The 19580-nt window shown below is 33.2% G+C and carries 21 protein-coding genes and 1 pseudogene; 16 read left to right on the forward strand and 6 right to left on the reverse strand.

The features are described from left to right. Positions 1–167: 167 nt before the first annotated feature. Positions 168–2573, forward strand: coding sequence for a glycosyl hydrolase family 95 catalytic domain-containing protein (locus APR43_RS19850; protein ID WP_053473418.1), 2406 nt, complete (start codon positions 168–170; stop codon positions 2571–2573). Positions 2574–2680: 107 nt separating this feature from the next. On the opposite strand, the gene APR43_RS19855 is transcribed toward APR43_RS19850, so the two are convergent. Further along, positions 2681–3229 carry a CvpA family protein gene (locus tag APR43_RS19855; protein WP_053473417.1) on the reverse strand — a complete coding sequence of 183 codons (549 nt, stop codon included), beginning with the start codon at positions 3227–3229 and terminating at the stop codon, positions 2681–2683. Between the two features lie 267 nt (positions 3230–3496). On the opposite strand from APR43_RS19855, the gene APR43_RS19860 reads away from it, so the two are divergent. The 3 genes from APR43_RS19860 to APR43_RS19870 all read left to right on the forward strand — a co-directional run bounded on the left by APR43_RS19860 (position 3497) and on the right by APR43_RS19870 (position 5526). After that, positions 3497–3853, forward strand: coding sequence for a hypothetical protein (locus APR43_RS19860; protein WP_053473416.1), 357 nt, complete (start codon positions 3497–3499; stop codon positions 3851–3853). A gap of 122 nt (positions 3854–3975) precedes the next feature. Next, positions 3976–4995, forward strand: a complete 1020-nt coding sequence (gene pheS / locus APR43_RS19865) for a phenylalanine--tRNA ligase subunit alpha (RefSeq protein WP_053473415.1) — start codon at positions 3976–3978, stop codon at positions 4993–4995. Between the two features lie 123 nt (positions 4996–5118). Next, complete coding sequence (locus APR43_RS19870) at positions 5119–5526, forward strand: hypothetical protein (protein WP_053473414.1); 408 nt, start codon at positions 5119–5121, stop codon at positions 5524–5526. Between the two features lie 139 nt (positions 5527–5665). Here APR43_RS19870 and APR43_RS19875 read toward each other — a convergent pair whose 3' ends face one another. From APR43_RS19875 to APR43_RS19885, 3 genes are all read right to left on the reverse strand, one after another. Beyond that, positions 5666–6661 (reverse strand): NAD(P)H-dependent glycerol-3-phosphate dehydrogenase, encoded by a 996-nt coding sequence (locus tag APR43_RS19875; protein ID WP_053473413.1) that lies wholly within the window; start codon positions 6659–6661, stop codon positions 5666–5668. A 416-nt stretch (positions 6662–7077) separates the two neighbouring features. Then, positions 7078–8235, reverse strand: a complete 1158-nt coding sequence (locus APR43_RS19880) for an iron-containing alcohol dehydrogenase (RefSeq protein ID WP_053473412.1) — start codon at positions 8233–8235, stop codon at positions 7078–7080. 102 nt (positions 8236–8337) lie between these two features. Next, positions 8338–9102: a type 1 glutamine amidotransferase domain-containing protein gene (locus APR43_RS19885; RefSeq protein WP_205720339.1), complete on the reverse strand. Its 765-nt coding sequence runs from the start codon at positions 9100–9102 to the stop codon at positions 8338–8340. A gap of 86 nt (positions 9103–9188) precedes the next feature. Here APR43_RS19885 and APR43_RS19890 point away from each other — a divergent pair, with 86 nt between their 5' ends. The 12 genes and pseudogenes from APR43_RS19890 (at position 9189) to APR43_RS19945 (ending at position 17996) form a co-directional block, all read left to right on the forward strand. Next, a complete protein-coding gene (locus tag APR43_RS19890) occupies positions 9189–10094 on the forward strand; it encodes a LysR family transcriptional regulator (protein ID WP_053473411.1) in 906 nt (301 codons plus the stop codon). Positions 10095–10174: 80 nt separating this feature from the next. Then, a complete protein-coding gene (locus APR43_RS19895) occupies positions 10175–10501 on the forward strand; it encodes a PKD domain-containing protein (RefSeq protein WP_205720340.1) in 327 nt (108 codons plus the stop codon). Between the two features lie 128 nt (positions 10502–10629). After that, on the forward strand, positions 10630–10986 hold the full coding sequence (locus APR43_RS19900; protein ID WP_053473409.1) for a PKD domain-containing protein: 357 nt from the start codon (positions 10630–10632) through the stop codon (positions 10984–10986). Positions 10987–11108: 122 nt separating this feature from the next. Continuing rightward, a complete protein-coding gene (locus tag APR43_RS19905) occupies positions 11109–11801 on the forward strand; it encodes an NUDIX hydrolase (RefSeq protein ID WP_053473408.1) in 693 nt (230 codons plus the stop codon). Positions 11802–11875: 74 nt separating this feature from the next. Beyond that, positions 11876–12709 carry a ribose-phosphate diphosphokinase gene (gene prs, locus APR43_RS19910; RefSeq protein WP_053473407.1) on the forward strand — a complete coding sequence of 278 codons (834 nt, stop codon included), beginning with the start codon at positions 11876–11878 and terminating at the stop codon, positions 12707–12709. Between the two features lie 55 nt (positions 12710–12764). Continuing rightward, the gene (locus APR43_RS19915; protein ID WP_053473406.1) at positions 12765–13568 is read left to right on the forward strand and encodes a DUF2971 domain-containing protein; all 804 of its coding nucleotides are present in this window, start codon (positions 12765–12767) and stop codon (positions 13566–13568) included. A 93-nt stretch (positions 13569–13661) separates the two neighbouring features. Beyond that, positions 13662–14189 carry an NADAR family protein gene (locus tag APR43_RS19920; RefSeq protein ID WP_053473405.1) on the forward strand — a complete coding sequence of 176 codons (528 nt, stop codon included), beginning with the start codon at positions 13662–13664 and terminating at the stop codon, positions 14187–14189. 112 nt (positions 14190–14301) lie between these two features. Next, positions 14302–14772 (forward strand): annotated as a pseudogene (locus APR43_RS19925) (macro domain-containing protein). 17 nt (positions 14773–14789) lie between these two features. Beyond that, complete coding sequence (locus tag APR43_RS19930) at positions 14790–15338, forward strand: RNA 2'-phosphotransferase (RefSeq protein ID WP_053473404.1); 549 nt, start codon at positions 14790–14792, stop codon at positions 15336–15338. After that, positions 15335–16066 carry a metallophosphoesterase family protein gene (locus APR43_RS19935; RefSeq protein ID WP_053473403.1) on the forward strand — a complete coding sequence of 244 codons (732 nt, stop codon included), beginning with the start codon at positions 15335–15337 and terminating at the stop codon, positions 16064–16066. The genes APR43_RS19930 and APR43_RS19935 overlap by 4 nt, the downstream gene beginning before the upstream one ends. A 2-nt stretch (positions 16067–16068) precedes the next feature. Continuing rightward, the gene (locus APR43_RS19940; RefSeq protein WP_053473402.1) at positions 16069–16530 is read left to right on the forward strand and encodes a nucleoside 2-deoxyribosyltransferase domain-containing protein; all 462 of its coding nucleotides are present in this window, start codon (positions 16069–16071) and stop codon (positions 16528–16530) included. Continuing rightward, entirely contained in the window at positions 16527–17996 is a 1470-nt protein-coding gene (locus tag APR43_RS19945; RefSeq protein WP_053473401.1) for a nicotinate phosphoribosyltransferase, read from the forward strand. Before APR43_RS19940 ends, APR43_RS19945 begins: the two co-directional genes overlap by 4 nt. A gap of 261 nt (positions 17997–18257) precedes the next feature. On the opposite strand, the gene nadD is transcribed toward APR43_RS19945, so the two are convergent. Both nadD and gmk read right to left on the reverse strand, forming a co-directional pair. Continuing rightward, positions 18258–18839, reverse strand: coding sequence for a nicotinate (nicotinamide) nucleotide adenylyltransferase (gene nadD, locus APR43_RS19950; protein ID WP_053473400.1), 582 nt, complete (start codon positions 18837–18839; stop codon positions 18258–18260). 110 nt (positions 18840–18949) lie between these two features. Next, the gene (gene gmk / locus APR43_RS19955) at positions 18950–19522 is read right to left on the reverse strand and encodes a guanylate kinase (RefSeq protein WP_053473399.1); all 573 of its coding nucleotides are present in this window, start codon (positions 19520–19522) and stop codon (positions 18950–18952) included. Positions 19523–19580 lie beyond the last annotated feature (58 nt).

The following is a 19580-nucleotide window of genomic DNA, read 5'->3' on the forward strand; positions in this document are numbered from 1 at the left end:
AAGTCTTTTGAACGGTTTTTTGAAACTTGTTTGAATGAAAATAAATAAAAATGTTCCGTTAGGAACAACTCGTCGGTAGCAACGGATGAAATCCGTTGATCAAAAAAACAACATTGCAATAATGTTCCGTAGGAACATCTGATCGGTAATATTTAAAACGCAGCAAAATGAATCCAAGCCTCATAAAAACATTTCTCATTTTACTTTTCGCCTCTTACTACACAAACATTTCTGCACAATCGAAAAATGTTTTATGGTACGATAAGCCTGCTGATTTCTTTGAAGAAAGTTTGGTTTTAGGGAACGGAAAAATGGGTGCAACGGTTTTTGGAGGTGCAAATTCAGATAAAATTTATTTGAATGATGCCACACTTTGGTCGGGAGAACCTGTGAATACAAAAATGAATCCGGAAGCGTATAAAAACATTCCCGAAATTCGCGAAGCATTAAAAAACGAAAATTATAAACTAGCCGAAGAATTAAACAAGAAAATTCAAGGGAAAAACTCCGAATCGTATGCACCTTTAGGAACATTAGAAATCAACAATGCTGAAAAAGGAAAAGCGGTAAATTATCATCGGGAACTGGATATTTCGAATGCAATTTCAAAAGTAAGTTACGAAATGGCCGGAATAAAATATACACGTGAATATTTTGTTTCAGCTCCAGATCAAATTATGGCAATCAAATTAACAGCCGATCAAAAAGGAGCTTTAAACTTTGATATCAATTTAAAAAGCCTTTTACAGTCAAATGTTGAAGTAAGAAATAATATTTTGGTAATGACAGGTTCTGCACCCATTCATGAAAATGCCGGATATGCTGTTTTACCAAAATATCTGGAGATAAAAGACAGAGGAACAAAATTTACCACTTTAGTCCAAATCAAAAAAACGGATGGACAAATTACAAGTTCGAGAGAAACACTAACTTTAAAAGATGCGACGGAAGCGATTATTTATGTTTCTGTAGCCACAAGTTTTAATGGTTTTGACAAAAATCCAGCAACAGAGGGTCCTGATGATGTAAACATTGCATTGCAAAATTTGAACAAGGCGTTTGCAAAACCTTTCGACAAATTAAAAGAAAATCATATTGCCGATTATCAAAAATTCTACAATCGTGTAACGTTAGATTTAGGCAAAACCACAGCACCAGATTTACAAACAGACGAACGTTTACTGCGCTACGCTGACGGGAAAGAAGATAAAAACCTCGAAATTCTCTATTTTAATTACGGGCGGTATTTATTGATAAGTTCTTCAAGAACATTGGGCGTTCCTGCGAATTTGCAGGGAATTTGGAATCCGTATTTGAATCCGCCCTGGAGCAGTAATTATACGATGAATATTAATCTCGAAGAAAATTACTGGCTGGCAGAAAACACCAATCTTTCAGAAATGCATTTGCCGCTTTTGAGTTTTATAAAAAATCTTTCGGTAACCGGAAAAGTGACGGCAAAGACTTTTTATGGTGTTAACGAAGGCTGGGCGGCAGCGCACAATTCTGATATTTGGGCAATGACAAATCCCGTTGGACAATTTGGAAAAGAAGAACCAATGTGGGCGTGCTGGCCAATAGCGGGCGCATGGCTGAGTACACATATTTGGGAACATTATATTTTTACGCAGGATGAAGCTTATTTAAGGAAAGAAGGGTATCCTTTGATGAAAGGTGCAGCCGAATTTTGTTTGGGCTGGCTGGTAACAGATAAAAATGGAAATTTAATTACATCGCCATCAACATCACCGGAAAATCAATATAAGCTATCGGACGGTTTTGTCGGCGCTACATTATATGGTGGAACTGCCGATTTAGCTATGATTCGCGAATGTTTTGATAAAACAATTAAGGCTTCAAAGGTTCTTAATATTGATGCTGATTTCAGAAAAAAATTAGAAACAGCATTGGCAAAACTTTATCCGTATCAAATTGGTAAAAAAGGAAATCTGCAGGAATGGTATTTTGACTGGGAAGATAATGATCCGAAACATCGTCATCAATCGCAGTTATTCGGACTTTTTCCGGGCGATCATATTACGCCTTTAAAAACTCCAGATTTAGCCGAGGCTTCAAGAAAAACACTCGAAATAAAAGGCGATGAAACTACGGGCTGGTCAAAAGGATGGAGAATTAATCTTTGGGCAAGACTTTGGGACGGAAATCGCGCTTATAAAATGTTCCGCGAATTACTGCGTTATGTTGATCCGGACGGAAAGAAAACGGAAAAACCAAGAAGAGGCGGAGGAACTTATCCGAATTTATTCGACGCGCATCCGCCATTTCAAATTGATGGCAATTTTGGAGGAGCCGCTGCGGTTGCCGAAATGTTAGTACAATCTAATGAAAACGAAATTAGATTACTTCCGGCTTTACCAGATGCCTGGGAGCAAGGTTCTGTAAAAGGAATTTGCGCAAGAGGCGGATTTGAATTAGAAATAATCTGGAATAATAAGAAACCTGAAAAAGTAATTGTTTCTTCGAAAAAAGGAGGAAAAACAACTTTAATTTTTGGAGATAAAAAACAAGATATTATCCTGAAAAAAGGAGAAAGTATAGAGGTGAAATTCTAGATATTATTGTGAAAACGAATGTCAGGCTGAGCTAAGTCGAAGCCCATTTAAACAAATAAACCCGACAGGTTTTAAAAACCTGTCGGGTTTACTTTGCGCAAAGAATATTATTCTTTTTTAGAAGTATCTTTTTCTTCTTCAGATTTTTCAGCCTGTTTTTCTTTAAAAGTCTCATACCATTTTTCAATAGAAGGATAAACAAAAGCCGCAACTTTTTTCACCGGATTATAGAAAATAGATTTATCTAAAGTTTCTTTTTTAGCGAAAGTATTATTGAAGTTGATTTTCTCAAACAAGGCAATAAAAATACTTAAGATCAGAATTGTTTTTAAGATTCTGAAAAAACCTCCGCCTAACTTATTCATCCAGCCAAGCATAGCAAAATCAGCAATTCCGGTTAATATTTTAGCAAGGAAATAAACGCCAATTACGACCAGAATAAAAGTTAGGATAAAAGCCGTAATTTGAATATTAGTGGGATTCCACGAAACATGTTTTGAAATCATGCCTGCTACTAAAGAAGAAAATTTAATCGCAAGATAAATTCCCAATAAAAGTGAAATAAAAGAAGCAACTTCTACAAAAAGCCCGTTTTTAATTCCTTTGTATAAACTGTAAACTAAAAGTGCGGCAACGATAATATCAAAAAAACTCATGTTTTGGTATGTTTAATAAAGGCGCAAATATATGTTTTTTTTAAGGTTTAAAGGCTCAGAGCTGCAAAGGTTCAGACGTTTTTAATCTTGATATATCTAATATTTAAAATCTATGTTTCTATGTGTTTAATTTTTTTAACGTGTTTGAATTTGAACTGTGTATCTTTGCAAATCAAAATTTAGAGTTCAGATTGCAATTCTGCCCCCTTCAGAATTGATTTTTTAAATCAGCAGTCTAAACTCTACAATCAAAAATCATAAATAAAAATGTCTAGAGATACACAACTAAAAGAGCGCTGGGAAAAGCTCGTCGATATACTTTCAAATCAATTTTCGCAAGGCGAAGACTTAGATTTAGATGCCATAATTTACCTAATTGGAGTTCAGGAACTCGGAAAAGTGCACCGTGAATTCAAAAAAGATGAAAAACTAAATTTAATGCATATTGCAATCTGCAGATTGCTTGAGCCTTATGGGTTTTATGAATTTGATTTTTTTGATGCTGAAGGCTGGCCGCATTACAAAGTAAAAGAGCAATTGCCTGCGCTAAAAGCCGGAGAACAATCTGTTTTAATGAAAGAAGCAATTGTAAATTATTTTTTAGAAAGAAACGTTATTGAGTAGTTTTTAGTTTACAGTCGCAGTCTCAGTTTACAGTCGATTGAACTGAAAACTGAAAACTGCGACTGCGACTGCGTACTTTAAACTAAAAACACTAAATTTGTACTCTCAATTATCGAAGGAAAATGATAGATAAGATCAAACAACATATAGAGGAAGCTAAAGCCTTTAATGAGAAAAATAAAGAATCGTTAGAACAATTCCGTATTAAATATTTAGGAAGTAAAGGTTTATTGAAAGAACTTTTTACTGAATTTAAAAATATTCCAAACGATCAGAAAAAAGACTTTGGACAAGTAATAAATACGTTAAAAGCTGTTGCTGAAGAAAAAGTAAGAGTTATTCAGGAAGAGCTTGAAAGCAAAGAAGAAACAAAAGGAATTTTTGGTGATTTAACGCGTGCTGCAGAACCGGTAATTATTGGTTCTCGTCATCCTATTTCTATCGTAAAAAATCAAATTATAGATATTTTTGCCAATATTGGATTTAATGTTTCTGAAGGTCCGGAAATCGAAGACGACTGGCATAACTTTACTGCATTAAACCTTCCGGAATATCATCCGGCAAGAGATATGCAGGATACCTTTTTCATTCAGACAAATCCTGACGTGTTGCTGCGTACGCATACATCATCTGTTCAGGTGCGTTATATGGAAAATCATAAACCACCAATTCGTACTATTTCACCGGGACGTGTTTTCCGTAATGAAGCCATTTCATCGCGTTCGCACTGTATTTTTCATCAGGTAGAAGGATTGTATATTGACAAAGATGTTTCTTTTGCAGATTTAAAGCAAACGTTACTTTATTTCACAAAAGAAATGTTCGGAAAATCTAAAATCCGTCTTCGTCCGTCTTATTTCCCATTTACAGAGCCAAGTGCTGAAATTGATATTTATTGGGGATTAAAAACCGAAACAGATTACCGTATTACTAAAGGTACAGGCTGGTTAGAAATTGGAGGATGCGGAATGGTTGATCCAAACGTTTTGAAAAACTGTGATATTAACCCAGACGAATACAACGGTTTTGCTTTTGGAATGGGAGTAGAGCGTATTGCCATGCTTTTATACCAAATTGGCGATATTCGTATGTTCTATGAAAATGATGTTCGTTTCTTAGAGCAATTTAAAGCAAATATATAAGTTGCAATTTAGATTTTAGACTGTAGATTTTAGATTAATTCGAATGTCTAATTTATTATAATAATATAATAAACCTTTGTTGAAGTTTAGGCTTTGACAAAGGTTTTAAAGCTTTTAATAAAAATGAAAAAAGATATAACAATTCCAGAAGTTGAAAATGTGTTTCTTGCTGCAGTGCAGGAATGGAGCGATGATTTTATGGAAAAAGTGTGGTACGCTTATCTTGTAAACGACAGCGACTTTAATTTAGACAGCGTTATGGTGGTTTCAAAAGCATTTGGAACTATTGATGGCGAAATGAAAAAAACATCGGTTTTACGTCACGCTTTTGTTGAAGTTCCGGCTGTTTCTGTGGTTAAGATTGAAATGATAGAGAAAAGCCTTTTGGTTTTGAATAATGAATTTATGGTAACATTCTTTATCGGCAATACTTTGTACGATAAGAAGTTCATATTCAAATCGAATTTAATTAACGAAAATAATACGGAAGAAGTGCCTATTTTGTTTGTTGAAGGGATAATGGTGAAGTAGCATTTCTCCTGCAAGGTTTTTAAAACCTTGTAGGAAAAGAAAAAGAGTCAAGACGAAATTAAATAAGTCTTGACTCTTTTTTATTCTAAAAGTATAAGTCTATTTTCTATACTCTTTATTCTATATTCTTTAAAAAAAACTAATCTAAAGACTCCGTTAATTTCTTAAACACAGACTTCGCATCTTTTCCTTCATATAAAACAGCATAAACAGCGTCTATAATAGGTGTTTTTGCTCCGTAACCCTGATTTAGTTTATAAGCACTTTTTGTTGCGTAATAACCTTCGGCAACCATGCTCATTTCCATCATGGCGCTTTTTACTGTATATCCTTTTCCAATCATGTTTCCGAACATTCTGTTTCTTGAGAAAACTGAATATCCTGTAACTAATAAATCTCCTAAATAAGCAGAATCATTAATGTTACGTTTCATTTTATGTACTTTTCGAATGAATTTTTTCATTTCACGAATTCCGTTACTCATCATAACCGATTGGAAATTATCTCCATAACCTAAACCGTGAGCGATTCCGGCAGCGATTGCATAAATGTTTTTAAGCATTGCAGCATATTCGGTACCAATAATATCATCAGAAATTTTAGCTTTAATGTAATTTCCTGAAAGAGATTTTGCAACGGTGCGTGCTTTTTCAGGATCTCCGCATGCAATTGTTAAGTACGAAAGTCTTTCAAGAGCAACTTCCTCAGCGTGGCAAGGACCAGTAATAACACCAATATTATAATATGGAATATCGTATTGAATGTGAAAGTGTTCACCAACGATTAAACTTGTTTCTGGAACAATTCCTTTAATGGCTGAAAAAATGATTTTATCAGCTAATGAAACCGTCATGTTTTTTAATTCGGCATCCAAGAAAGCAGATGGAATCGCAAAAATGATATAATCTGCAAATTCGATTGCTTCGTTTATATTGCTTGTTAATCTAAGCTTGCTGGTATCAAACTCAACAGAACTTAAATAATTTGGATTGTGTTTGTATTTTTGGATATGTTCGATTGCAGATTCATTACGCATATACCAGGCAATTTCTGAAAGATTCACACATAACATCTTTGTAATTGCCGTTGCCCAGCTTCCTCCTCCAATTACTGCAAATTTTAATTTTCCGCTCATTATTTTAATAATTTAAAACAAAAGTACTTAATAATGTAGTAATAATACAAAATCTGATTTAAGAAATTTGATGAACGTCTTTAATTTCAATGGTTTTCAGCATGTTTGGATAAAATAAATAATATTTTTAACAAGTATGCAATAAAGAATAAAAACGTGCGTTGTAACTAATTGTAAATTAGAATTTAATGAATTTATCAAGAATTGAGTTAGTTAGTTTTGTTTTAGTATTTTGAAAAGGCGTTCCTAAACTTATTAAGAACGCCTTTTTTAGTTAAATACAAATTCCAATTTTAGAAATTCCAAATTCCAAGTTGTTGATATTATAATGAGATTTATATTTTAAATAAAAAATTCCAAATCCCAATAATTAAGTGTGCTATTGGAATTTGGAATTTAAAAATTTTGGAATTTACTTAATAACTAAGCTCAACAATAGATTTTACTTTATCTAAAGTTACCAGTTGATTTTCGCCTAAACCTTTCCAGCCTCTTTCGTCGAAACGATTTACGATAAAATCTGCAGTTTTGGTATAATCATCTGTATATTGAGAAAGTTTCGTGTCCATTCCCATTGTATGGAAAAATTCAACTGTTTTATTGATCGCTTCTTTTGCTACTTCATCATCAGAATCAGAAAGGTTGAAAATACGTCTTCCGTATTGTGCTAATTTTCCTTTTTTAGTTTCGAACATTACGTTGTATAAACTTGGGCCGATAATCGCCAAAGTTCTCGCATGATCAATTCCGTAAAGAGCTGTTAATTCGTGACCAATCATATGCGTTGCCCAATCACTTGGAACACCTTTTTGAATTAATCCGTTTAAAGCCATTGTACAGCTCCACATAAAGTTGGAAGCCAAAGCATAATCATTTGGATTTTCAACCACTTTTGGACCAACTTCAATTAAAGTCTGTAAAATTCCTTCGGCGATTCTGTCTTGCAGAAAACCTTCGTGCGGATACGTTAAGTATTGTTCCATTACGTGTGTGAAAGCATCTACAACACCATTTTGAATTTGTCTTTTTGGTAAAGATTCAATTACAGTTGGATCACAGATAGAAAATTTTGGGAATAATGCGCTTCCGCCAAAAGCCAGTTTTTCCTGAGTAGCTTCGATTGTAACTACAGAACCTGAATTCATTTCACTTCCTGTTGCAGGAAGCGTTAAAACAGTTCCGAATGGTACAGCATTTTCTTTAATCAGAATTCGTTTTTGTAAAATATCAATCGGGTTTCCTTGGAAATTAACGGCTGCCGAAATAAATTTCACACCGTCAATTACAGATCCTCCGCCTACGGCAAGAATAAAATTGATTTTTTCTGCTTTGATAACTTCAACAGCTTTCATTAAAGTTTCAAAATGCGGATTTGGCTCAATTCCTCCAAATTCTACGATTTCAAAACCTTTTAAGTTTGCGATTACCTGATCGTAAACACCATTTTTAAAAATACTTCCACCGCCATAAGCCAAAAGGATTTTAGCACCTTTTGGAACTAAAGTCGAAAGTTTTTCAATTTGTCCTTTTCCGAAAATTAAATTCGTCGGATTGTATAATTCAAAGTTTAGCATGATTTTTATTTTTAAGTTGCTAAGGTTCTAAGATGCTAAGATTCTAAGTTTTTTTAAAAGAATTTAATCTTAGCATCTTAGAGCCTCAGAACCTTAGCACCTTTATTTATTTAATTGATCTAATAATTTTCCAGCTACCAATTTAGATGATGCCGGATTTTGGCCTGTAATTAAAAGACCATCTTCAACAGCATATGGCTGCCAGTTTGCGCCTTTAGAAAAAAATGCTCCGTTTGATGCCAAAGCGTCTTCTAATAAAAACGGAACAACTTTAGTTAATCCAACCGCTTCTTCTTCGTCATTTGTAAATCCGGTAACTTTTTTGCCTTTTACTAAATATTCACCTTTTACTTTTACATTTTTTAAAACTGCCGGAGCGTGACATACAAAAACTACAGGTTTTTTATGGGTATAAAAATCTTCAATTAAAGCAATTGAACTTTTATCTTCAACTAAATCCCAAAGCGGGCCGTGTCCACCAGGATAAAAAACTGCGTCGTAATCTTTTTGGTTAACAGTTGATAGTTTCAGCGTGTTTTTTAATTTTTCCTGTAAAGCTTTATCAGCGTCAAAACGTTTTGTGTCTTCAGTTGCCGATGAAGGATCTGCACTTTTTGGATCAATTGGAGGCTGTCCTCCAAGCGGAGAAGCAATTGTAATTTCAATTCCCTGATCTAATAATTCATAATAAGGAGCAGCAAATTCTTCAGACCAAAATCCTGTCTTTTCTCCTGTATTGCCCAGCTTATCGTTGCTGGTAACAACAAATAATACTTTTTTCATCCCTTTTTTATTTGATTTTTGTGCGACAGCAGAAACACCTGCAGCGGCAAATGCAATTATTGCGAGTAATGCTATTTTTTTCATGTGATTAAAATTTTTAACAAATTTACGCGGAAAGTGATATTAGTAAAAATAAAATAAACTATGTTTGCTATAAACAAATTTATATCATGGTAAATTTAGAATGGTACAGAACTTTTAAAGCAGTTTACAAAAACGGCAATTTTTCAGTTGCCGCAAAAGAATTATTTATGAGCCAGCCTGCAGTAAGTCAGCAGATTTCTATGCTCGAGGCTCATGTGGGGAATAAATTGTTTAATCGGAAATCAAAAGGAGTTGAGCCAACCGAATACGCTAAGTTACTGAATAATTTAATTATAGACGCACTCGACAGACTCGAAAGTGTTGAAACAGGTTTCAGAGCAAAAGCAGAAGATGCCAACCGATTAATTTCTGTTGGGGTTTCAAAAAATCTTTTCGATTGTATTGGTAATCTTTTAATTGCTAAGTTTGATTTAATCGATTTTACTTTTGCAGAAAACGATGAACTTTTTGAATTGGTTAATTCAAAAAAACTCGATTTTGCTATTACTACAAAAAGGTTTGATACGTTTGATACGACTTATGAAATTGTTGGAAAAATTAAACTGATAATGGTTGCGCCAACAAGTTTAGACATAACCGAATTTCGCCAAAGATTAAAAGCCGATAATTTCACAGAAATAGAACAATGGCTCAATGCACAAAAATGGTACAGTCATGATGCGAGAATTCCGCATATAAAAATGTTCTGGCTGCATGCTTTTAATAAAAAGAGACCGTCCATGGTTCCTAATTATATTATTCCTTCAGAATCTGAAATGCTTAGGCTTTTATCTAAAAATGAAGGGGTAGCCGTTACCTGGAATTGTAATGCAAGAGATTACATCAAACAAAATAAACTGCAGTTAGTTTGGAACAGTTTTCATGTTCCGGAAGAATTTGTGTATTTGTTAACTCCTAAAAACAATAATTTGAATTCGTTTTTTGAAATTATTTCAAAAGAGCTAAAATTGTTTTACGGTAACAGATTGTAATTAATTCTAAGAACATTTTTAACTAACCAAATCCCTTTAAACCTTAAATGAAAATAGCGGCGAAAATTTTATTACTACTAATGGTAATTTTTATTAGTGATTCCTGCACCGAAGAACAAATAGATTCTATAACAAATTGTTGGGGACAATCCTCTAAGGTTGAGATACAATATTCTTTAGATCCGCTTAATGCTAAGAAAATTACGTATTCGGTTAAATATGAAGGATCAGGATCCTTAAGTTCTATAAAATGGACATTTGGTGATGGAAAACCAACTGTAGAAGGTTTAAGAGTAACGCACACTTATGAAACAGCAGGAACTTATGAAGTTCAAGCGGATATTACAGTTAGAAAAGATCAAGAGAATTGTAATGTAATCGAAAAGAAAAATGTACAGGTGAATTAATATAAATGTTCAAAAAGCTTTCTTTAAAAACCGAAACGGGTATAAAATATATGAAAATTCTTTTTTTTATTTAAGCTTCTCTTTATAAAATCATAAATTTGATTTAACGAAACTAAAATCAATAACTTATGAAAAAGATGAAAAGAATTTTTGCAGTTGTTATTATAGCTTTTTTGAGTTTTTCCTGCAGTAAGCATGATGACGAGGAAATAGTAGATTGTTTTGGAGAATCAATTTTAATTCAATTAAAACATTCTGTTGATGGAGCTAATTCGAAGAAAATTAATTATTCGATAGAATATGCTGGAACGAGAACAGTAAGTTCTGTAAAATGGACTTTTGGAGATGGAACTTCTGGTGAAGGAATGAATGTTTCACATACTTATGCGGCTGCCGGCATATTTGAGGTAAAGGCAGATGTTACTACAAAAGAAGGAAGTTCTGCGTGTACAAGCAGTCCAAAGAAAAGTATTACCGTGAATTAAAAAAGGTTAAAGAAAAGTAGTAAGATAAAAAATATTGAGAGTCAATTTTATAAGTTATGCTTGTGCATTAGATTATAAAATTGGCTCTCATTCGTTATATTTGTTTGATATGATTTAGGATTATGGAAAATTTACAAAATATTAGAATTGCTGTCGATGCGATTGTTTTTGGATATAAAAACAATGATTTATATGTGTTATTGATTGAACAGCAATTTGGGACTTCAGAAAAATACTGGGCTTTACCAGGCGGTTTGGTTCAAAATTCTGAATCTTTGAGCGATGCCGTTATTCGTGAACTGCACGAAGAAACAAACGTTCAGCTGACTTTTATGGAACAATTATACACCTTTGGAGATGATATTTACAGAGATTCCAGAAATCGTGTAATTTCAGTTGCTTATTATGCTTTGGTGGATGCTTCAAACTTAGATATCAAAGCAAGTACCGATGCCGAAAGAGTACAATGGTGTAAAATAGATGAAATTCCGGCTTTGGCTTTTGATCATAATTTAATACTTGAAAAAGCAATTTCGAGATTAAAATCTAAACTTACTTACGAACCAATTGGTTTTGATTTACTTCCAGAAGAATTCTTATTTTCAGATCTTGAAAATCTTTACTGCACTATTTTAGAAAAAGAAATTGACCGACGAAACTTCAGAAAAAAAATCTTAAGCTTTGATATTTTAGAGGAAACAGAAAAATTTTCACCAATAAAAACAGGTCGTCCAGCTAAACTTTTTAAGTTTAATAAGCAGAAATATAACGAGTTAACTCAAAAAGGCTTTCACTTCGAAATAAAGTTTGCGTAATTTTTACACAAAATAAATTGTTTATTTAAAATTTAATTTTACATTTGCGTATAATTAACGCAAACTAAAAAGACATGATACTAAATCTCGACCCAAAATTCGCTCCTTTCCAAAATCAGGAAGAAATAAAATTTCAAAGTTTTACATTCTCTGGAGGAGAACCACACATAAAAATTAATCCCGATTTTGATAGCAATCAAAAAATAACAATCACACACAGATTAAACTCTTTCAACGATTTAGGTTTGTTGTGTATTACGGTTGATGCTTTACGCAGAATGGACGTTAAAATCATCGATTTGTTTATTCCGTATTTCCCTGCTGCAAGACAAGATCGTGTTATGATTCCCGGCGAACCATTATCTGTAAAAGTGTATGCTGACATTATAAACGGACTTCAGTTAAATAAAGTTTTTGTTTTTGATGCGCATTCTGAAGTTACTCCGGCTTTGGTAAACAATTGTACCGTAATTCCGAACCATACTTTTATTCAGCAAATTTTAAAAGTTATTGGTGAAAACGTAAAATTAATTTCTCCGGATGGCGGAGCTTTAAAGAAAATCTATAAAGTTTCTGAATTTTTAGGCGGAATTGATGTGGTAGAATGCAGTAAAAGCCGAGACGTAAAAACAGGAAAATTATCTGGTTTTAAAGTTTATGAAGAGGATCTAAACGGAATTGACTGTTTAATTGTAGATGACATTTGCGACGGCGGCGGAACTTTCGTTGGACTTGCCGAAGAATTAAAAAAGAAAAATGCCGGAAAATTATACTTAGCGGTAAGCCACGGAATTTTCAATAAAGGTTTTGAAGTTTTAAACTGCTTCGATAAGATATTTACAACGAATTCTTTTAAAGATTTTGAGGATGAAAATGTAGAAGTAGTAAGGTTAGATCGATTATTGTAAATTTTAAATATTTAAGGCATAGACTTGTGTTTTGAATTCTTAATTATATAATATTATGAAACCAGAAAATTATCCAGATATAATATACAAATACAGAAATTGGGCTGAGGAATATCATAAGAACATTTTGCTTAAGGGTGAAGTATATTTGTCAGCACCAAAAAATTTCAATGACCCCTTTGACTTCAGAATACCGAAAAATTTTATGCTACTAGATAGCCAAGAAAAAATAGAACGTTACGTTGATGAAGGTCTTGAGAAACATAAAGAATGGCTAATAAAGGACGGAAGAAACATTAAGGATGAGAGAGTGTTTCAATTAAAAAGACTTGAAAATCTTGAACTTTATCAACAAGAACATGAAAGGATAGAATCAGAAGCTACTGATAAACATTATGGAATACTTTCTCTTTCCAGTAGATGGGATTCTATTTTAATGTGGTCACACTATGGTTATTTTCATAAAGGATTTAATGTTGGATATAATGAAGAAAAAATGCGACAATCTGGTTTTTTCGGTAAAGGTGGGCCAGTTGCATATTCAGATAATTTTCCCGCAATAGATCCATTTAGTGAACACAATATGATAACATCTTTTATGCAAACGCATTTTAAATCTAAAGAATGGGAATATGAACAAGAATATCGATTAACTAAACTTTTCTATCCAAATGTTCCAACCGAAAAAGATAGAACGATTGTTATTCCATTAGATTTTATTGAGGAAATAAATCTTGGGATTAGTATCTCGGAAAAAGATAAAAATGAGATTGTTGATTTTGCTAAAAATAAAAATATTAAAATATTTCAGACAGAAAAAATTCCATTTAAGTTTGGATTAACTAGGTTTCAGATATAACTTAGAAATAATTGGAAAATAATTAAATAAGATGTAAACATCTCAAATTGTTAAAAAACTTTTCCGGAGAATATCAAATTAAAAATTAAAAAAATGAAATACAATATAGATAATATAGCTCCGGAAAGTAAATTTTTATTTTTCTGGGGACATCAACCAAACAAAGACGGAAAAATTACCAAAACCTGTTTCAGTCAATGGTGGTTAAGTTCTTTTAAAGTTGAAAAAGTAACCTATAAAACGGCTGAACACTGGATGATGGCAAAGAAAGCGGAATTGTTTCAGGATGAAGAAATCATAGAAAAAATTCTAGCAGCAAATTCTCCAGCCGAAGCCAAAAAGTTAGGTCGAGAAGTTAGAAATTATGACGACAAACTTTGGTTAGAAAACCGATACGAAATTGTAAAACAGGGCAATTATCATAAGTTCAGTCAGAATCGAGATTTAAAAACATTTTTATTAAACACAAAAGATAGAGTTTTAGTTGAAGCAAGTCCGGTTGATCCCATTTGGGGAATTGGAATGGCAAGTGATCATACAAATGCTTCAAATCCTGAAAAATGGCAGGGATTGAATCTTTTAGGTTTTGCTTTGATGGAAGTTAGGGATGAATTAAAATAATGGGAGATTATGGAATATCAAAGATGTTCCATGGGAACATTTCATCGGTAGAATAAAGTATCCCCAATTGTATTTACGTTCCGTAGGAACGTTTGATTAAAATATATAAAAAATGAAAGACATTCAATATATAAAAGGAGATGCAACATCGCCACAAACATTAGGAAACAAAATAATTGTACATGTTTGTAATGATGTTTGAGGATGGGGAAAAGGATTTGTAATGGCTATCTCAAAAAGATGGAAAGAACCAGAAAACCAATATAGAGAATGGTTCAGATCAAAAGATAATTTTGAATTAGGAAAAGTGCAGTTTGTTCAGGTTGAAGAAGATTTATTGATAGCAAATTTAATTGGACAGCACAAAATAAATAAAGATGAAAACGGAGGCGCTCCAATACGATACAACGCCATCGAAGAAGGATTAGAAGCAGTTTCTGATTTTGCAGAAAAAAATAATGCTTCTGCTCACATGCCTAGAATTGGTTGTGGTTTGGCTGGAGGAAAGTGGGAAATGATTGAACCAATTATTCTCAAAATGCTTTCGAATAATGATGTAGAAGTTGTAGTTTATGACTTCTAGAAAAAAATATATTAATAATGAATGAAAATATAGCAAAAACAGTAAGTAAATTTCTAAGTTTAGTACTTAGACATTCACCGGAAAAAATCGGATTAAAACTAGACGAAAATGGCTGGGCAGATGTAGAAGAATTAATTTTGAAATGTTCTCAAAAAGGAAACAAATTAGATAAAGTTCTTTTAGATTATGTGGTAGAAAACAATGATAAAAAACGCTTTGCATATAACGAAGATGAAACCAAAATCCGTGCAAGTCAGGGACATTCCATTTCGGTTGAATTGAATTTATCGGAAACAGAACCTTCGGAATATTTATATCACGGAACCGTTGGAAAGTTTATGGAAAACATCCAGAAAGAAGGTTTGAAAAAAATGAGCCGTCAGCACGTACATCTTTCCAAAGACAAAGAAACGGCAATAAAAGTAGGAAGCAGACGTGGAGTTCCTCAAATTTTAACAGTTAGAAGCGGAGCAATGCACAGAGACGGATTCAAATTTTATTTGTCTGAAAATAACGTTTGGCTTACGGATGAAGTTCCGGCAAAGTATATCGAATTTAAATCATGAAAAGAACTTTAGTTTTTGGAGATATTCACGGCGGATTAAAAGCATTAATTCAGTTATTAGAAAGAATTGATTATTCCCAAAATGACAGATTTATTTTTCTGGGGGATTATGTCGATGGCTGGAGCGAATCAAAACAATTAATTGATTTTCTTATAGATTTATCCCAAAAACAAGAATGTATTTTTATAAAAGGAAATCATGATGCCTGGTGTCAGGAATGGTTAGAAAAAGATATCATAAATGATATTTGGTTTCTGCATGGAGGAAAATCGACGATAGAAAGTTATACCGATATTGAGTCTTCGGAAAAAGAAAAACATCTTCATTTTTTCAACGCTATGAAAGATTACTTTGTAGATGAAAATAATAATTTGTTTATTCACGCTGGTTTTTCATCCATGCATGGACCAGAAAAAGAACATTACAAAACAAACTATTCTTGGGACAGAACACTTTGGGAAATGGCTTTGACAATGGACAAGAGAATCAAAAAAGATTCCCTTTCGTACCCAAAAAGATTATTACTTTATAATGAAATTTATATTGGCCATACACCAACACTTCATTATAATGTTGAAGTGCCAATGCAAGGTTGTAATGTGTGGAATATTGATACCGGAGCTGGTTTTTACGGAAAATTAACTTGTATTGATGTAGAAACAAAGAAATTTTGGCAGAGTGATGCAGTACAAACGTTTTATCCAGCTGAAAAAGGAAGAAATAAATAGCCATGAAGAAAATTTATAAAGCACCAGAAGAAATTCCTTTGCAAATTGATTTAAAAACCGTTTTCTTAGCAGGTTCTATAGAGATGGATAAAGCCATAAACTGGCAGAAAAGATGTGAAGAATTGCTGCAAGATCAATTCGTTATTTTTAATCCAAGAAGAAACGAGTGGGACAGCAGCTGGTCGCAAACTATAGAAAATATTCATTTTAAAGAACAGGTAAGCTGGGAACTTCAGGCGCTTGAAAGAGCAGATATTATTATCATGTATTTTGCAGGAGATACAATGTCACCAATATCGTTACTGGAGTTTGGACTTTATGCACAATCACATAAAATGAAAGTAGTTGTCGAAGAAAATTTTTGGCGTAAAGGAAATATTGATATCGTATGCGAAAGATATTCGGTAGAACAATTTAAAACATTAGAAGAGTTAATTCAAAATTTATTAAATAAAAATATATGAACCCATTACTATTAACCGACGGTTACAAAGTTGACCACAGAAGACAATACCCAGATAATACCACTTTAGTTTATTCTAACTGGACGCCTCGTAAATCAAGAATTGAAGATCTTGATGAAGTTGTGTTTTTTGGATTGCAGTATTTTATTAAAAAATATATCATTCAAGATTTTGAACAATATTTCTTCAAACAGCCAAAAGAAGAAGTAGTTAAGAAATATTCTAGAAGAATTAATAACTATTTAGGCGAAAACCAAGTTGGAACAAAACATATCGAAGATTTACATGATTTAGGATATATTCCGATGGTTTTTAAAGCTTTGCCAGAAGGAGCAAGCGTTCCATTGCGAGTTCCAATGTTTACGATGTATAATACAATTCCTGAGTTTTTCTGGTTGACGAATTATTTTGAAACATTGCTTTCAGCAGTAATCTGGCTTCCTTGTAACTCTGCAACAATTGCAAAAGAATATAGAAAAGTATTAGATAAATATGCCGATGAAACTTCTTCTGTTCCTGAATTTGTAGATTGGCAGGCGCACGATTTTTCTATGCGTGGTATGGGTGGAATCGAAGCGGCAGTAACTTCTGCAGCCGGACATTTATTGAGTTTTACAGGTTCTGATACAATTCCGGCAATAGATTTTTTAGAAGAATATTACAAAGCCAATTCAGATTCAGAATTAGTTGCAGGTTCAGTTGCCGCTACAGAGCATTCTGTAATGTGTATGGGAACAACAGAAGGTGAATATGAAACCTTCAAAAGATTAATTACAGAAGTGTATCCAAAAGGAATTGTTTCTATTGTTTCTGATACCTGGGATTTATGGAAGGTTTTAACCGATTATTTACCTCGCTTAAGAGAAGATATTGTTGCTAGAGAAGGCAAAGTAGTAATTCGTCCTGACAGCGGTGATCCGGTTGATATTATCTGCGGAAATCCAAACGGAAAAACGGAACAGGAAAAGAAAGGTGTAATTGAATTGCTTTGGGATGTTTTTGGCGGTTCTGTAAATAACAAAGGATTTAAAGAATTAGTTCCGCAAATTGGAGCAATTTATGGCGACAGTATTACCGTAGCAAGAGCGACTCAAATTTGCGAAAGATTAAAAGAAAAAGGATTTGCATCTACAAATGTAGTTTTAGGAATTGGTTCTTTTACGTATCAATATAACACCAGAGATACTTTTGGATTTGCGATGAAAGCAACTTACGGAGAAGTAAAAGGTGAGGGAAGAGCCATCTTCAAAGATCCGATTACAGATGACGGAACTAAAAAATCGGCTAAAGGATTGATGAAAATCGATTTAATCGACGGGAAGTATCATTTAACTGATAATGTTTCTTGGGAAGAAGAAAAACAAGGTGAATTGAAAGAAGTTTTCAGAGATGGAAAACTTTTAGTAGATCAATCGCTAAGTGAAATCAGAACCCGAGTAAAAAGCGAAGTTAACGTTGAAGCATAAATAAGAAAGCCTGAATGTAAATTCAGGCTTTCTTATTGGGCTTATTAATGATCCGAGACCTTTGTCAAAGTTTTAAACTTTGACAAAGGTTTTTTCTTTTCCAAAGAAATCAATTGCCTCCAGTTTTAACTGGAGGTTAGAGAATAGATTTGGAATAGGGCTTTAGCCAAATATTCAATTTTGGCTAAAGCCCTAAGTTGTTAAATTAAAAAACCTCCAGCTAAAGCTGGAGGCTATTTATTATTTTTTAAATTCAATTTTTTACTTCTTATAAAAATTATTGTGATCAATATATTCCCAAACCTTCGGCGGTAACAAAGGCTGAATATTTTTGCCTTCTTTAATGCTGTTTCGAATAAAAGTGGAAGAAATCTCTACAATTGGCGCATCAATTACATGAATTTTTGGATGCGATTTTAGCTCTGTATTTTCAGGTTCATCAGAAATTCTCGGATAAACATAAATATCATGATTTTCAAGAATCACCTCATAGTTTCTCCATTTATGAAGCGTTTTCAGATTGTCTTCACCCATAATCAAAGAAAATTGATGGTTGGGATATTTCTCTTGTAAATGTGCTAAAGTAATTACGGTATAATTTGGCTGAGGTAACTTAAACTCAATATCCGAAGGTTTGATTTTCGGATAATCCTCAGTTGCCAGATAAACCATTTGCAAACGATGATGATCATCAAGCAGAGTAGCTTTCTTTTTTAACGGATTATGAGGCGTAACTACCATCCAAATCTGATCTAAATCTGCAAACTCGGCCATATGATTAGCAATGATCAAATGACCAACATGAATAGGATTGTATGTTCCGAAATAAAGACCTATTTTCATTTTTTAGAGTTTCTCAGAGATTCGCTAAGATAAGACAAAGATTCGCAAAGTTTAATTAGAACTCTGCGAATCTTTGTGATTTTTTCTTTGTGAATTTCTGCAGAATAAAATTACTTATTTACAAAATCCTTAACCAATTGATGTGCTTCTTCTAAAGCAACTGGTAAATCGTAGTTTTTGATAATCACGTCAAATTGTGGCGCAGTAGCTAATTCTACAGACGCTTTTGCAATACGCATATTGATTTTATCGTCGCTTTCTGTAGAACGCTCTTTTAAGCGGCGTTTAAGTTCGTCCACACTTGGCGGTTTTACAAAAACAGCTAAAGTTTGTTCCGGAAATTTATGTTTAATACGTAAACCACCTGCAACATCAATGTCAAAAATTACATTTTTCCCTAAAGCCCAGATTCTTTCAATTTCAGATTTTAAAGTACCGTAAAAGTTATCGCGGTAAACTTCTTCCCATTCCAGAAAATCTTCAGCTTTAATATGTTTTTTGAATTCTTCCAGCGAAATAAAATAATAATCTTTTCCGTGGACTTCTTCTCCGCGTGGGTCACGTGAAGCTGCAGAGATCGAAAATTCAAGATTTAAATCTTCTTGCCCTAATAAGTGTTTTACTATAGTTGTTTTCCCCGATCCAGAAGGTGCCGAAAAAACAATTAATTTTCCTTTGTTCATTATGTATGCTTTAGGCTTTAGGCAATATGCTTTAAGCTTTAATTTGTATGTTGTTTAG

It is taken from the genome of Flavobacterium sp. NLM, from assembly GCF_002210235.1.
In the GTDB taxonomy this organism is placed as follows: Bacteria; Bacteroidota; Bacteroidia; order Flavobacteriales; family Flavobacteriaceae; genus Flavobacterium; species Flavobacterium panici.